This is a genomic window from Amycolatopsis sp. WAC 01375 (assembly GCF_003947325.1).
Classification (GTDB): domain Bacteria; phylum Actinomycetota; class Actinomycetes; order Mycobacteriales; family Pseudonocardiaceae; genus Amycolatopsis.
The window spans coordinates 255805-269817 of the sequence record NZ_QHHW01000032.1 but is presented as its reverse complement, the minus strand read 5'-3'; the positions used below and the strand labels follow the sequence as shown (position 1 = coordinate 269817).

Below are 14013 nucleotides of genomic sequence, written 5' to 3'. Positions count from 1 at the left end.
ACCACATCGTCCTCGGCTACAACTAGGCCGTGTCCGGCAAGTCATGTTCGCGGTCTTCGCGCCCAGGTGGTCCCTGACGGTACGGGCGGACGCGGCCGAGTACGACCTGGTACGAGGCCGATCCGCCCGCACCGCCAGGGACCACCTGGATCACGAAGCCCATCGAACATGACTTGCCGGACACGGCCTGCTCGACCGGTACGTAAAGCACGGACAAAGAAGACCACCGGGTATCGCGCGCGCGAGAATGAAGATCGCCCACGACCCGGCCAGACCACGAGGAGGCCTCCGGATGGCTATGCGCCTCCAGCTCACGTCGGGTTTGCAGGTGCTGGAAGAATGGGCGATCAATGCACCGCAGGCTGATCGAAATGTCATCTACGAAGCACTTTTCGCGGTGGCCGACGGATCCGCCTTTCTCATCTACGACATCTTCGGAGACGGCCGCGATCCGCATCAGTTCATTATTCTGGTGAAGCATGATCTCGTCATCCGGATAGGGCTCAAGCGGTCCGATTCCTCGTTCGAGATCGTCTACATCGGCGCGCTGGAGCACGGCACACCCGCCGCTGCCTGGATCGAGGACGCCGACGGCTCCTGAGCCGGTACCGCTGAACGGCCCAGTCTCCTGCCTCTTACCGGCGGCCTTTCGTACCAGCGGGTCATGCGTTCCTCATCTTGACATCGTCCAGTTCGGCGTGAAATTCTTCCGGTGTTTGGGGGCGGGGGAATTCTGTCGGGCTGGAATTTGCGTTTTGTGTTCTGTGTTCGTCTCGAGGGCTGGAGGCACAAAAGATGTCATCACCTGAATTCCCGGGATTGGATGTTTCCACACGGGTGCGCGCACGTGACATTCAGATGGCCGGGGTCGCCGATGTCCGCCGCCGGGTGCTGATGATCTCCGGCGCGATCGACACCACCGACCACGATATTTCGGTCAGCGTCAACCTCCCGGAGCCGGGTCGCTGGCAGGTGATCAAGTCCGAGACCAACCTGACCGACAAGACCTGGGTCGCGATGCAGGTCGTCACGGACGAGGATTCGACCTTCGTCAACGACGCCGAGACCCTCGTGCTTTCCCGCCAGTTCTCGAAGTCCTTCATGACGCCCGACCAGCGCCGCCTCACCTTCTACGACGGTGAAGTCCGGCCCGGCGAGGCCGTGCTGAAGGTGTACTCGCTGGACGCGGGAGGGCGGAAGCCGACCTACTCCTACTCCCGGTACAGCCCGATCGCGACCGACACCGCCGAGCAGTCCCAGCAGACCCTGGACGAAATGATCAGCGACGGGATGAAACAGCGCCCTGTGATCGAGCTGATCGTCCCGGTGACCGTGATCGGCTGAGTACGCCGGTGATCACGTTCGTCCCGGAACCCCAGCTGCTCGAATCGCCGCGCGGGCGGGAGTGGCCGGTCGTCCCCGGCGCCCGCGCGGCGGCCACCGCCGAACCGCCGTCCAGCGCCGACGTGGTCATCGTCGGCGCGGGCCCGGCGGGGCTCGCGGTCGCTTCCGCGTTGTGGCACCACGGCGTGCGAGACCTCGTCGTCGTCGACCGCGACGGCCGTCCCTGCGGCCGGTTCTTCGACCGGATCGACCTGCTCGGCCAGCGCGTGCTGCGGTCACCGTATGAGCACCATCCCGGCGTCGAGGGCTACCGCGACTGCGAACTGCTGGACTTCGCCCGGCTGCACTGGTCGGTGCTGACACCGGTGGAGCGCCGCGAGATCCGGATGGCGCAGGCCGGGCACCGGTCCGTCGTCCCCGTCGACGTCTTCGAGGCCTACTGCCGTCATCTGGCCGCGAGCCATCACGTCACCGAACGGACCTGGCGCGGTTCGGTGCGCGAGGTGCTGCCGACGTCGGAGGCGGTCACCGTGCGCGCCGACCGGTTCTCCGTGACCGCGCGCCACGCCGTGCTGTGTCTCGGCGAGGAGCGCCGGTCCGCCCCGGACACCTGGTGGGGCGGCGGTCATCCGCCGCGCGGGGTGAGCTACTGGGACGAACCCGTTCCCGTCGGTGGGAAGCTCGCCGTCGTGGGCGCCGGCCTCACCGCCGCACACCTGATCTCCAACGGGCTCGCCCAAGGCCGCGAGGTGCACTGGATCGTCCGCGAAACGGGCGAACGCTACCAGTGCGCCGACGTCAACTCGTCGTTCTTCCGGCCGGAAGGCCGCGCCCGTTTCGACGGCGTGAGCTGGCCGGAACGGCTCGAACTGATGGGCCGCTTCCGGCGCGCGTCGATCATGTTCGAGTTCCGGCCGATGCTCGAGGCCGCCGAAGCCGAGGGACGGCTGATCGTGCATCGCGGCAAGGCGATCACGAAGGTCGCACCGGGGGTCGCCCTCCACCTCGAAGACGGTTCGCGGGTTTCCGTGGAGCACGCCGTCCTGGCGCTCGGCACCACGCCGTCGATCGGTGACGGTCTGATGCCCGGCGAGGCCGTTCTCGACCGCGGCGGCTGGCCTCAGCTGGACGAGCGCACCTTCGCCTACCTCGGTGCGCCCCGGGTCTTCGCCGTCGGCGCGGCCGCGGGGATGGCGCTGGGCCCGGCCGCCCGCAACATCGACGGCCACCGCGTCGCCACCGCGCGGGTCGCGGCCGCCGTCGCCGAGAACCTGCGGCGGGAAGCCCCGCTGCGGACGGCCGCGAAGGACGTCGCCCGTGTCTGAACCGTACGACTCCCGTTTCACCCTGCCGTCGATCGACGACGCTCCCTCCACCGAGGCGGGAGTGATCCTCCTGGGCCTGGACGCCGAACGTCTGCTGGCAGGCGTCGGGCTCGCCCGTCTCGCCGACGAGCCCGCGCTGGTCGCCCTCGCCGTGGACCAGGCCCGGCACGACGCGCTCGATCTGGGCACCGATGCGCTCGTCGAAGCCGGGATCGTGCGCTGGCGCGCGGTGCGCCCGTTGATCGAAGCAGGTCCGGAGATGACAGCGGCGGGTTCCCTGCGCCGAGAATGGGAACACGCCACCGCGCGGGTCGCCGCCACGGTGACCGGGCTGGGACCGGCTTCGGTGGCTTGCCTCGCGGCCTGCTGGCTGCGTCGCGACGACGTCGAAGAGTTCGCCGAGCACGGGCGGGCGCCGGAAAAGGGGAGCGGTACACACGATGTCCTATCTCGGGTCTTTGCCGACTGACACCACGCTGCTGCAGGTCTTCCGGAAGTTCCCGGCCCCGGCGTCGAAACTGCTGGATCTGCACGAACTGATCATGCGGGCGCCGTCGGCGTTCGACGCGGGGGAGCGGGAGCTGATCGCGGCCTACGTCTCCGGCGTCAACGACTGCCGGTACTGCCACGGGGTCCACACCGTCACCGCGGAGGCTTTCGGTGTGCCGGAAGGGCTTCTGACGGCCGCTTTGGCCGATCTGGACTCGTCGCCGGTGGACGAGCGGATGAAGCCCGTACTGGCCTACGTGGGCAAGCTGACGCGCACGCCGTCACGGATGACCGACGCCGACGCCGAAGCGGTGTTCGCGGCGGGCTGGGACGAGGCCGCGCTGCACGACGCCGTCCTCGTCTGCGCCCTGTTCAACTTCATGAACCGGATGGTCGAGGGGCTCGGGATCCGCGCCGACGACGCCTACGCGAAGATTTCGGGCGTGCGGCTGAAGGAGGGTGGGTACGCCGGTCTGGCGCGCCTGCTCGAATCCTGATTCGACTGTCCACACCGGACAACCGTGCCTCACTGAGACCGGCCGGCCGCGTTCCGTCACCGCCAAAGCCTCTGCTACTCCGTTCGACAGCGGAGGTCGCGGAAGTGGAGCAGTCGAGGAGAACCTTCTGGCGTAGGTGAAAAGCACATCCCCGCGATGATGCATGGCACTGGCCGCGAACCGGCCCTGGGCAGCACGATTCCCTCAGCGAAGGAAAACCGCCGAACAGCCTGGGAGTCATTCGATGAAGAACGCTGTGACCGACAACGTCCGCTCGCTCTTCGCCGTCCGGGGAATCGACACCGGTTTCGCCGGAGGCCAGGTCGATCTGGTGATCGACCGTTTCGACAACTGGACCAATCAGCCGCGTGGTGAGGTCTTCAACTGTTTCACCGGAGCCTGTTGCACCGCTCCGCCACTGGCCGAGGCGAGCTGAGCGCACCCCACCGGACCGCCGCTCGCGCCCCGAAGGCGAGCGGCGGTCCGGCATGTCGACGGAAAGTAGCCGACCGACTGCGGAATCGGTCGCCCGCGCCGCTTTTGCCGTGACGTCCCCAAAACGGACCGGACCGACGCACCACCCGAACGGTGGAACGCGTTCCGTCCGGGCGTGTTTATGTTGGGGCCATGGGGGTGCGCGTGAGGGGACGGCGCGATGGTGATCAGAGTTCTGGTGGCCGAAGACATGCATATCGTCAGGGGAGCGCTCGTGGCGCTGCTGCGGCTGGAGCCCGACATCGAAGTGGTGTCCGAAGTGGCTTCCGGTGACGAGATCCTCACCGCCGCGCGGGTTTCCCGGACCCAGGTCGCGGTCATCGACATCGACCTTCCCGGCAAGGACGGGCTCACCGCGGCCACCGAACTCCACGAGCAGCTGCCCGAGGTCAGGACCCTGATCCTGACCAGCCTCGGCAGGCCCGGCACGCTCCGCCGGGCGCTGGCGGCCAAGGTGAACGGGTTCCTGTTGAAGGACGCCCCCGCGGAGAAACTCGCCAACGCCGTGCGCGGCGTGGCGGCCGGGCGCCGGATGGTCGACGGCGACCTGGCACTCGCCGCCTGGGACACCGTGGAATGCCCGCTGACCCCGCGGGAGATCGACGTCCTGCGGCTGACCGCCGAAGGCCGCGACACCCTGGAGGTCGCGGCGAAGGCCTTTCTTTCCACCGGAACCGTGCGCAACTACCTGACCACGATCGTTTCGAAGCTCAACGCGCGCAACCGGGTCGACGCGATCCGGATCGCCAGGGACTCCGGCTGGATCTAGGCCGTGTCCTGTAAGTCATGTTCGCGGTCTTCGCGCCCAGGCGGTCCGTGACGGCACGGGCGGACGCGGCCGAGTACGACCCCGGTACGAGGCCGATCCGTCCGCACCGCCAGGAACCACCTGGATCACGAAGCCCATCGAACCGACTTACCGGACACGGCCTAGACGGGCACCACGGCGTGCAGCCGGAACCGTCCGTCGGCCTCGACCCCGGCGGTCAGCTCCCCGCCGAGTCCGGTGACGCGGTCGGACATGTTCGTGATGCCGCTGCCCGGGGCCTCGACCCGCTCCGGCCGCTCCGGATCCGGTGGCCGTCCGTTCTGGACACCGTCGTTGACGATGTCGAGCGCGACGCCGTTCACGGTCCGCCGCACGGCGATCTCGCAGCGTTCGACCTTGCTGTGCCGCAACACGTTCGTCACGCCTTCGCGCAGCACCACGGCCAGCACCGTCCGCACCGTCGTCGGCAGGTCGTCCTGCTCGATCTCCAGCCGCACCTGGACGTCGGCGGCCACCAGCACCGCCTGCGCCGACCGGGACTCCTGATCCAGCGACAGTTCCCGGTAGCCGCTGGCCACCGAGCGGACGTCGGCCAGCGCCTGCCTGGTCAGCCCGAGGATCTCCAGCAGCTCGTCGGAGGCGCGGGTGGTGTCGATGTCCATGATCCGGCTGGTCAGCTCGCTCTTCAGCGCGATCGCCGACAGGCTCATCCCGAGCAGATCGTGCAGGTCGCGGGCGAACCGCAGCCGCTCCTCGGCGACCGCGACCTCGGCGAGGCGTTTCCTGGTCTCGCCCAGTTCGGTCACCAGCCGGATCAGCCAGATGAGACCGAAGACCATCAGCCCGGTGTTCAGGATGGACGCGAAGCTGTAGAAGCCGCCGAGGAAGTCGGTGCCGTAGCCGATCCGGATCAGCACCACGCCCACCGCGGTCGCGGCGAACGCCGTCCATCCGGCCAGCGGCGGCAGCACCAGCAGCGCGGTGCCGGCGAACAGGCTGGGCAGGCTCACCCAGGCGTGCCCGAGCGGGATCAGCGGCAGGAAGATCAGGCAGGCCTGCACGAACAGCAGCGCGTAGCTCTGCCGCGAGCGCAACCGGACGTTCGGCCGGGCGAAATAGGACAGTTGCAGCGTGGTCAGCGCGGTGAGATACCCGGCGATGAGCGTGAGGGACCAGCCGTCGTCGGTCAGCATGAAGGCCCGGGCCATCGCGGAGAGACTGAAGATGATGAAGACCGCGGACATCGTCCATTGGACGTTCCTGGCGTCGATCCGGGACCAGTGGCCGGGCTCCTGCTCCAGCGCCGCCTCGGCGGGCTCGGCCTGCTCGGGTACCGGGAGTTCGGCGTGCAGCCGCCAGCGGCCCGCCGGGTCGGTGCCCGCGCTGAGCTTCCCGCCGTGCCCGGCGACCTCCTCGGTCACCTCACGCAGGCTCTCCGCCGTCTCCTCCGGGACGTCCTCGTGTGCCGTCCCGTCGTGCGCGATCTCCAGCACGACGCGGCCCCCGGTCTCGCGCACGGTGATCTCGCAGTGCTCGACGCCGGTGTAGCGGAGCACGTTCGTCACACCCTCGCGCAGCACTTTCGCCAGCAGGGTGCGCAGCTTCACCGGCAGCTCGACCTGCTCGAGTTCGACCCGCACCGCGACGTTCGACGCCGAGAGCAGCGACACCGCGGTCCGTGATTCCTTGTCGAGCGAAAGCTCCCGGTAGCCCCTGGCCACCGACCGCACGTCGGACAGCGTCCGCTGGGCGATCCCGGTGATCTCGGCGAGTTCCGCCCGCGCCTGGTCCAGGGATTTGCGCAGCAGCCGGTGCACCAGCTCGCCCTTGAGCGCGATCGCGGACAGGCTGAGCCCGAGCAGGTCGTGCAGGTCCCTCGCGAAGGCCAGCCGCTGCTCGGCCACGGCCCGCCGCGCCAGTTCGGTCCTGGCCTGGTGCAGCTCGGTCACCAGCCGCGCGAGCCAGGTCAGCAGATACACGACCAGGGCGTAGAAGACGGCGGTGACGCTGTCGAACAACGCCCCGAGCCAGGTCTCGTCGTAGGTCCACAGGATCCAGATCGTGCCCGCCATGAACACGGTGAACACGGTCCAGCCCGTCCTCGGCCGGAACAGCAGCAGCGCACTGCCCGCGGCGAGGGTGGTCAGCGAGCTCAGCGCCGCGTCGAAGTGCAGGGTCGACAGGTAGGCCAGGCACGCCTGCACCGCCAGCATCGCTTTCGCGAGCCTGGTGTCCAGGCGGACCGCCGGACGGCTGAAGTACAGCAGCTGGATCGCCAGCACGGGCCCGACGTACAGCACCGCCAGCAGGCCATGCCAGAAGTCGACCCCCGGCTGCAGCAGAACCGCGAGGAGACCGAACAGACAGGAGTTGACGAAGACGACGGTGATGATCAGCCCGGCGAGGAACAATGCCCGCCGGGGACGCCGGTCGACCCCGGCGGTACCCAGAGGTTCGGCGGTCACCGCGAGCTGTTCCGGCACAGGCACCCCAGTGGTAACAGAAGAAGTCTCGGTCTTCGTCGTGCTTCCCCCTGCGTCGGCCGTGGCAGGCCGCCGCGCGACCTTCCATCGCCGTGTGATTCGGATCCTAACCCATGTTCGTTACCCTGGTGGCTTCTTCCGGGTAGGGGAGGACGGCCGCAAGGGAGACGCTTTCCCCGCTGGGGACAGGGAAAATCGCCTCGATCACCCGAGCGGGTGTGGTTCGTTCGGACCATGAGCGCGATCGCGGAAGACGCCACGATGGAAGACGTGGGCCGATCCGCCATTCTAATGTGTACGCCGTGCCGGGCGGGCTCTCGCGGCGGCCGCGGCCCGGTGGCCCTAAGCTCGGCGCATGGCCAGGTATTTCGACGTACATCCGGAGAATCCGCAACGACGCGCGATCGGACAGGTCGTCGGCATCCTGCGCGAAGACGGGCTCATCGCGTACCCGACGGACTCCTGTTTCGCCCTCGGCTGCCAGCTGGGGAACAGGCAGGGCATCGACCGCATCCGGAGCATCCGCAAACTGGACGACCGCCACCACTTCACCCTGGTGTGCCAGGACTTCGCCCAGCTGGGCCAGTTCGTGCACGTGGACAACGCGGTCTTCCGCGCGGTCAAGGCGTCGACGCCGGGCAGCTACACCTTCATCCTGCCCGCGACCAAGGAGGTGCCGCGCCGCCTGCTGCACGCCAAGAAGAAGACCGTCGGCGTGCGCATCCCGGACCACGTGGTCACCCAGGCGCTGCTGGGCGAGCTCGGCGAGCCGCTGCTGTCGAGCACGCTGCTGCTGCCCGACCAGGAGGAGCCGATGACCCAGGGCTGGGACATCAAGGAACGCCTGGAGCACGTGGTCGACGCGGTGATCGATTCCGGCGAGTGCGGGGTCGAACCCACCACGGTCATCGATTTCTCGTCGGGGGAGCCGGAGATCGTGCGGCGCGGCGCCGGCGACACCGCACGCTTCGAATGACGCGATTCGGCACCTGCTTGCGGTCCTTGCACACGCAACGATCGCAAGCAGGTGCCGAATGGCGGAGGTCATCTTCAGTGCGTGACGAGCCCTTCGGTCTTCGACGGCGCCGAGGGGATGTGGAACAGCCTGGTGAACAGCTCCAGCATCGCGGGGTCGCCCTTCACCGCCACCGCGCCGCAGGTGAGCGCGCTCGCGGCGTCCAGCTCGCCGTTCAGCAGCTTGAGCACGACCGGGCCGCGTGGCTCGATGACGAGGTCCGGCTCCGGCAGGGGGCCCTCGCCCGCCGTAACCGCGCCGTCGTCGATCACCGCGTGGACGATCATCTGGTCGCCGTAGTGGAGTTCGAACGAGCACTGGAGGCCGCGGGCGGCGTCCGGCTGGAACGTCGTGTACAGCGACAGGATGGCCGCGTCGAGGGTGAACAGGTCGTCGGCCGCCGGGTCGGTCAGCGAACGGGCGCCCCACAGGCCCAGCTGCAGCAGGATCTGGTCGAGGTCGTTGCCGTACTCGGTGAGTTCGTAGACCACCCCGGCGTCGAGCTGCGAGAGCACCCGGCGCTGGACGACGCCGTGCCGTTCGAGCTCGTTGAGCCGGGTCGACAGGATGCTCGTCGGGATCTTCGGCAGGCCGTGCTGCAGCTCGTCGAAACGCTTCGGGCCGAGCACCAGGTCGCGGATCACGAGCAGGGACCAGCGTTCCCCGATGATCTCGAGCGCGCGGGCGAGGCCGCAGAACTGGCCGTAGGTGCGAGCGGTCATGCTTGACTCCTCAACTTCCTTGATCTGGTGACGGGGTGGTGCTCGTTCAGCGGACGGGGTGTCCCTCGGAAAGCAGTTCGCGGTGCAGCTCTCGCAGTTCGGCGCAGGGTTTCACCCCCAGTTCGTCCTCGAGCCTGGTCCGCAGCCACTCGAACGTCGCGAGCGCGTCGCTCCGCCTCCCGCTGAGGCCGAGCGCGCGGATCAGCTGGGCGTGCAGGGTTTCGTCGAACGGGTCGGCGGTGGTGAGCGACCGCAGCACGCCGAGCATCTCCCGGTGCTTGCCGGCGCGGATCTCGGCCTCGATCCACAGGTCGCGGGCGTTGCGCCGATGCTCGAGGAGATAGACCGTGTAGGCGGCCAAGGTCGGTCCACAGTGGATGTTCGCCAGCGGGGGACCGGACCACAGGTCCAGCGCGGTACGGAACGCGTGCGCGGCCGCCGCGTTGTCGCCTTCGTCCAGCAGGTCGCGGCCGAGGCGGTGAAGCCGGTGGAACTCCGACACGTCGACCACGCCCGCGTCGATGTCGAGCCGGTACCCGGGTGAGCTGGTGACCAGCAGTCCCCCGGTGCCGTCCGGGTCGAGATGGCGGCGGAGGTGGTGGACGTAGGTGTGCAGGGTCCGGCGGACACTGCGCGGCGGCGTGTCGTTCCACAGCTCGTGGACCAGCGAGTCGACGTGGACCGTCTTGCCGGGACGGATGAGCAGCATCGCCAGCAGTTGCAGGAGTTTCGGCGTGCTCGGCGCGCGGTCGACACCGCCGATGTGCAGCTCGAGCGGCCCCAGAACCCTGGCCGTGTCACCTTCTCCGATGGTCATCGCGTGCATCCCTGCCCCTCCGGCGGAATCCCCCTCAATGACGGTGACAGAGGCGGAACCTTCGGAACAGTGCCGGAAACACCCGGCGGCCGGTGATTTCTTCGTTGCCCCGTATGTGATCGTCACGACCTGGAGCGGAGAACCGGTTGTGGCAAAAGAGAAGACGCGGAATGGGTCAGAGCCAGTCGGAATCGGTGGCGATGCGGATGGCGTCCACCCGGTTGCGGGCGTTGAGTTTCGTGACCACCGTGGCGAGGTAGTTCCGCACGGTTCCCGGTGACAGGAACAGCTCCGCCGCGATGTCGGCGACCGTGCGCCCGTTCGCGGCGAGGCGGAGGATCTCGGCTTCGCGCGGGGTCAGCGGGCAATCCTCGGTTTCCCAGGCGGACAGCGCGAGTTCACTGTCGATGACGCGGCGGCCGATGGCGACCGAGCGGACGGCGTTGGCGAGCTTGTCGGCGGGCGCGTCCTTGAGCAGGAACCCGTTCACCTTCGCGTCGAGCGCGCGGCGCACGGTGCCCGGGCGGCCGAGCGAGGTGAGGATCAGCGTGCGGACGCTCGGAAGCTGCTGATAGAGCTCGGAAGCGGCGGCGAGCCCGTCCTTGGCGGGCAGGTCTATGTCGATGATCGCGACGTCCGGCAGATACTCCGCGGCCATCGGAAGGATCTTGTCGCCCGAGCAGACCTCCGCGACCACCTCGATGTCCTGTTCGAGGTTCAGCAGAGCGACCAAGGCGCCGCGGACCATGTGCATATCCTCGGCCAATAGGACTCGGATCACTCCGACCTCCTCTTCCCCAGAAACGCGCTAACTCTCAGTGTACATAGCAAACCCGGAAGAGTGAATCGGAATCGCACGATACAAGGTTGCGGTTTTTTCGGCGGCCTGCTCGGCCACTCGGAACCCTGGTGAGCTGCGACGATGGCATGGCTTCGACCACACTGAAACTGAGAGCGGTCGATTACTCGCTGTTAGGTGAGAAGACGGTAAAACTATTGCCATAAGTGGTTTTCATTGCCTGTTGAGTACGTTCCATTACGGTGAATTCGTCCGGCGAACGGGTGAATTCGACGTCTTTCGAAGACGGGGATGGACTGTTCGGCGGTACCGGGGCGCCGACCTCGATCGGCCGTCGAGCGGACGGCGAGCACGGCGTGGTCTCCTCGGCACGAGCCGAGTTCGCGCGAAGCCGACACTATCCACAAAGGACGTAAGTGATGAGCTCATTGCTGGGTGCCCTGCGCAAGGTCATGTTCGCGCCTTCGCTGGCTTCGGTCGGCTTCGAGGGGCGAGGCTTCGGGGTATCGCCGACGCCGGCGACCGCCCGTCTGGAGTCGATCCCGCAGTCGGTGGTGTGCGGCTTCGAGTGGGGTATCGACGCGCCGGCGCTGTGGGAGGCCGAGCGGCGGCTGGACATGGTCGAGCCGGAGCTGCGCGGGTTCGCCTACGAGGGCGCGGCGATGGCGTTCACCATCCTCGACGTCATGCCCGGCGGCCGGACGGACCGCACGGCCGAACTGATGAGCGGCCCCGGCCTCCCGCACGTGTTCCTGACCTACATCGGCATCGGGTTCGCGATGGCCCGGCTGCCCCGCCCGCTGTGGAAGAAGGTGCTGCCGGAACTGGACGGCGTCCCGTTCCACCCGACGATGAGCTGGCTGGCCGTCGACGGCTACGCCTTCGATCGCGCCTACTTCGACACGCGCAAGTGGGTCGACCGGCAGTTCGTCCCCAAGCCGTACCCGTGGGCGGGCGCCCCCGGGTACTTCCCGCGCGCCTGCGACCAGGGCATCGGGCGGGCGCTGTGGTTCATCAACGGTGGCGACCCGGTGAAGGTCGCCGCGGCGGTGAACCGCTTCCCCGCCGGACGCCGTCCGGACCTGTGGAGCGGGGTCGGGCTGGCTGCGACCTTCGCGGGCGGCTGCGACCGGCCGGGGCTGGTGAGACTGCGTGAGTCGGCGGGGGAGCATCAGGACGAACTCGGCCTCGGTGTCGTGTTCGCGGTGAAGGCGAGGACGTTCTCGTCGTTCGTCCCGCCGCACACCCGCCGCGCCGCGCGGGCGCTCGCCGGGCTGAGCATCGAGGAGGCCGTCGACCTGGCCGACTCGACCGAGGTCACCGCGGACGCCGCGGACGGGACGCCCGCCTATGAACTGTGGCGGCAGAACATCCGGGACGGGCTGGCCCCGGCGGCGGGCCGCCTGTCCGCCTGAGGTGCCGCAGATGTCAGGAAAGGGTCGTTCGAGACGTTTTTCGTCCTGAACGACCCTTTCCTGAGATCCGGGAGAGGATCAGGCCGCGCGCTTGAACGGCTCCGGCCGGTGCCGCAGGTCGGGCAGCGCGAGCAGGACCGGCGGGTCGAACAGGCGCTTGGGGCGCATCCGCAGATCCGCCAGCCGCGCGGAGACGCCCGGTTCGACGGTGATCGGGCCGTGGTGCCCGGTGTACCCGGTGCCGCGGCGCATGGGCGGCCCGGTCACGCAGTGCGCGACGAGGTGCCAGGTGCCTTCCGGGACATCGGTCAGCTGATAGGGGCCGGGGGCGTCGATGACCGTGTAACGCACGGGCGCGCCCTCGGGGATGCGCGTCGGGAAGAGGCCGACGAAGACGAGGCCGGGCGAGATCTCCGGCGGCGCCGACACGAAACCTCGGACGACGGCCCGCTTCGCGCCCGGACGGGGATCGCCCGCGAGGTGGCGCTGGAACCCGCCCTGCCGTCGGTACGCGGACGGGGAGAGGCCGACCCGGCTGCTGAACCGCGTGCTGAAGGTGCCGACACTGTTGTAGCCCACCTGGCGGCTGATGTCGGCGACTGTGATCGAGGTCGTCAACAGCAGGCTCTTGGCCTCGTCGAGCCGCAGCGCGGACAGGAACCGGCCTGGCGAGACGCCGGTGGCCTGCTGGAACACCCTGGTGAAATGGAATTTGCTGAACGTCGCCGCACGGGCGATGTCATCGATAGTGAGCTCTTCGCCCAGTTTCTCGTTCATGGCCCCAATGGCTCGCTCCACGGCTCGCCGGACAGTCTCATCCATTGTACCGCCCTTTCGCTCGAGGAATTCTGGTCTGCTTTGCGGTTTCGACACTAGTGTTCGCCGCCGCTTCTCCTGAAGTGCTTGATTCACCGCCGGATATGGATTCATGTGTGCGCCGACGTGAAAATTTCACAGTGTCCCGGACATGCGAAAACCACGGTCCGGCGGTGCTGGGCACACTGGATCTCCCCGGCCGATGGCCGCAGAATTCCTGGTAGCGCATTCACGCCGGAACTTCCCCGGCCGTGTTGGCGCGGTCCGAAGAACGTATTCCCGCGGCAACACAGAACCGGCCCTTGACCGCGTCCCCCCGCGGCGGTCAAGGGCCGGTTTCCATTTCGCGGAACGTGTGTGTGAGGATAGTATCGGCGGCTCGGGGCGGGAAGCGGCGAAAGGCAGATGGGGTCGATGATCAAGGTCCTGGTGGCCGAGGACATGCACATTGTCCGTGGAGCCCTGGTCGCGCTGCTCGGTTTGGAACCCGACATCGAGGTCGTCGCCGAATGCGCCAGCGGCGACGAGATCCTCCCGCTCGCGCGGTCCGCGAATCCCGACATCGCGCTCATCGACATCGACCTGCCCGGCAAGGACGGGCTCACCGCCGCCGCTGAACTGCACGAACAACTGCCCGGCGTGCGCACGCTGATCCTCACCTCGCTCGGCAGCCCGGGAACCCTTCGGCGGGCCCTGGCCGCGAAGGTCAACGGTTTCCTGCGCAAGGACGCGCCCGCCGACAGGCTCGCGAACGCGATCCGCGGAGTCGCCGCCGGGCGGCGCGTCGTCGACGGCGATCTGGCGCTCGCCGCCTGGGACAGCGAGGAATGCCCGCTCACCGCCCGCGAGATCGAGGTGCTCCGGCTCGCGTCGGTCGGCTCCGACCCGACCGAGATCGCGGCCGAGCTGTTCCTGTCCGCCGGCACCGTGCGGAACTACCTGACGACCATCGTGTCGAAGCTCAGCGCCCGCAACCGGGTCGACGCGGTGCGGATCGCCAAGGAGTCCGGCTGGCTGTGACGCCGGT

General features: G+C 68.3%; 15 protein-coding genes. 10 read left to right on the top strand and 5 right to left on the bottom strand.

Annotated features, from left to right (window positions below):
• The first annotated feature begins 292 nt into the window (after positions 1–292).
• The 7 genes from DL991_RS21055 to DL991_RS21025 all read left to right on the top strand — a co-directional run bounded on the left by DL991_RS21055 (position 293) and on the right by DL991_RS21025 (position 4919).
• The gene (locus tag DL991_RS21055; protein ID WP_125786038.1) at positions 293–601 is read left to right on the top strand and encodes a DUF6235 family protein; all 309 of its coding nucleotides are present in this window, start codon (positions 293–295) and stop codon (positions 599–601) included.
• Between the two features lie 257 nt (positions 602–858).
• Positions 859–1344, top strand: a complete 486-nt coding sequence (locus tag DL991_RS21050; protein ID WP_199746771.1) for a DUF6423 family protein — start codon at positions 859–861, stop codon at positions 1342–1344.
• A gap of 8 nt (positions 1345–1352) precedes the next feature.
• On the top strand, positions 1353–2669 hold the full coding sequence (locus DL991_RS21045; protein WP_125786036.1) for an NAD(P)-binding protein: 1317 nt from the start codon (positions 1353–1355) through the stop codon (positions 2667–2669).
• On the top strand, positions 2662–3138 hold the full coding sequence (locus DL991_RS21040; RefSeq protein WP_125786035.1) for a DUF6187 family protein: 477 nt from the start codon (positions 2662–2664) through the stop codon (positions 3136–3138). Before DL991_RS21045 ends, DL991_RS21040 begins: the two co-directional genes overlap by 8 nt.
• Positions 3110–3655: a carboxymuconolactone decarboxylase family protein gene (locus tag DL991_RS21035; protein WP_125786034.1), complete on the top strand. Its 546-nt coding sequence runs from the start codon at positions 3110–3112 to the stop codon at positions 3653–3655. The genes DL991_RS21040 and DL991_RS21035 overlap by 29 nt, the downstream gene beginning before the upstream one ends.
• Positions 3656–3899: 244 nt before the next feature.
• Complete coding sequence (locus DL991_RS21030) at positions 3900–4091, top strand: hypothetical protein (RefSeq protein WP_125786033.1); 192 nt, start codon at positions 3900–3902, stop codon at positions 4089–4091.
• 219 nt (positions 4092–4310) lie between these two features.
• Entirely contained in the window at positions 4311–4919 is a 609-nt protein-coding gene (locus tag DL991_RS21025; RefSeq protein ID WP_199746772.1) for a DNA-binding response regulator, read from the top strand.
• Positions 4920–5080: 161 nt separating this feature from the next.
• On the opposite strand, the gene DL991_RS21020 is transcribed toward DL991_RS21025, so the two are convergent.
• Positions 5081–7402 carry a sensor histidine kinase gene (locus tag DL991_RS21020; protein ID WP_125786032.1) on the bottom strand — a complete coding sequence of 774 codons (2322 nt, stop codon included), beginning with the start codon at positions 7400–7402 and terminating at the stop codon, positions 5081–5083.
• Between the two features lie 355 nt (positions 7403–7757).
• Between DL991_RS21020 and DL991_RS21015 the strand changes: the two genes are divergently transcribed.
• Positions 7758–8378 carry an L-threonylcarbamoyladenylate synthase gene (locus DL991_RS21015; protein WP_125786031.1) on the top strand — a complete coding sequence of 207 codons (621 nt, stop codon included), beginning with the start codon at positions 7758–7760 and terminating at the stop codon, positions 8376–8378.
• 74 nt (positions 8379–8452) lie between these two features.
• Here DL991_RS21015 and DL991_RS21010 read toward each other — a convergent pair whose 3' ends face one another.
• From DL991_RS21010 to DL991_RS21000, 3 genes are all read right to left on the bottom strand, one after another.
• The gene (locus DL991_RS21010; protein WP_125786030.1) at positions 8453–9139 is read right to left on the bottom strand and encodes a winged helix-turn-helix transcriptional regulator; all 687 of its coding nucleotides are present in this window, start codon (positions 9137–9139) and stop codon (positions 8453–8455) included.
• Between the two features lie 46 nt (positions 9140–9185).
• Positions 9186–9965 (bottom strand): AfsR/SARP family transcriptional regulator, encoded by a 780-nt coding sequence (locus tag DL991_RS21005; RefSeq protein WP_125786029.1) that lies wholly within the window; start codon positions 9963–9965, stop codon positions 9186–9188.
• 166 nt (positions 9966–10131) lie between these two features.
• Positions 10132–10737 carry a DNA-binding response regulator gene (locus DL991_RS21000; protein WP_125786028.1) on the bottom strand — a complete coding sequence of 202 codons (606 nt, stop codon included), beginning with the start codon at positions 10735–10737 and terminating at the stop codon, positions 10132–10134.
• Positions 10738–11174: 437 nt separating this feature from the next.
• Here DL991_RS21000 and DL991_RS20995 point away from each other — a divergent pair, with 437 nt between their 5' ends.
• Positions 11175–12170: a DUF1702 family protein gene (locus DL991_RS20995; RefSeq protein ID WP_199746773.1), complete on the top strand. Its 996-nt coding sequence runs from the start codon at positions 11175–11177 to the stop codon at positions 12168–12170.
• 78 nt (positions 12171–12248) lie between these two features.
• Here DL991_RS20995 and DL991_RS20990 read toward each other — a convergent pair whose 3' ends face one another.
• Positions 12249–12947: an AraC family transcriptional regulator gene (locus tag DL991_RS20990; RefSeq protein WP_125786026.1), complete on the bottom strand. Its 699-nt coding sequence runs from the start codon at positions 12945–12947 to the stop codon at positions 12249–12251.
• A 453-nt stretch (positions 12948–13400) separates the two neighbouring features.
• Here DL991_RS20990 and DL991_RS20985 point away from each other — a divergent pair, with 453 nt between their 5' ends.
• Positions 13401–14006 carry a DNA-binding response regulator gene (locus tag DL991_RS20985; RefSeq protein WP_125786025.1) on the top strand — a complete coding sequence of 202 codons (606 nt, stop codon included), beginning with the start codon at positions 13401–13403 and terminating at the stop codon, positions 14004–14006.
• Positions 14007–14013: the final 7 nt, after the last annotated feature.

What these genes read in the sequence shown, in the direction of transcription:
- DL991_RS21055 (WP_125786038.1), top strand. Translation starts at nt 293, where the DNA reads ATGGCTATGCGCCTCCAGCTCACGTCGGGTTTGCAGGTGCTGGAAGAA.
- DL991_RS21050 (WP_199746771.1), top strand. Translation starts at nt 859, where the DNA reads ATGGCCGGGGTCGCCGATGTCCGCCGCCGGGTGCTGATGATCTCCGGC.
- DL991_RS21035 (WP_125786034.1), top strand. Translation starts at nt 3,110, where the DNA reads ATGTCCTATCTCGGGTCTTTGCCGACTGACACCACGCTGCTGCAGGTC.
- DL991_RS21030 (WP_125786033.1), top strand. Translation starts at nt 3,900, where the DNA reads ATGAAGAACGCTGTGACCGACAACGTCCGCTCGCTCTTCGCCGTCCGG.
- DL991_RS21025 (WP_199746772.1), top strand. Translation starts at nt 4,311, where the DNA reads ATGGTGATCAGAGTTCTGGTGGCCGAAGACATGCATATCGTCAGGGGA.
- DL991_RS21015 (WP_125786031.1), top strand. Translation starts at nt 7,758, where the DNA reads ATGGCCAGGTATTTCGACGTACATCCGGAGAATCCGCAACGACGCGCG.
- DL991_RS21010 (WP_125786030.1), bottom strand. Translation starts at nt 9,139, where the DNA reads ATGACCGCTCGCACCTACGGCCAGTTCTGCGGCCTCGCCCGCGCGCTC.
- DL991_RS21005 (WP_125786029.1), bottom strand. Translation starts at nt 9,965, where the DNA reads ATGCACGCGATGACCATCGGAGAAGGTGACACGGCCAGGGTTCTGGGG.
- DL991_RS20995 (WP_199746773.1), top strand. Translation starts at nt 11,175, where the DNA reads ATGAGCTCATTGCTGGGTGCCCTGCGCAAGGTCATGTTCGCGCCTTCG.
- DL991_RS20990 (WP_125786026.1), bottom strand. Translation starts at nt 12,947, where the DNA reads ATGAACGAGAAACTGGGCGAAGAGCTCACTATCGATGACATCGCCCGT.
- DL991_RS20985 (WP_125786025.1), top strand. Translation starts at nt 13,401, where the DNA reads ATGATCAAGGTCCTGGTGGCCGAGGACATGCACATTGTCCGTGGAGCC.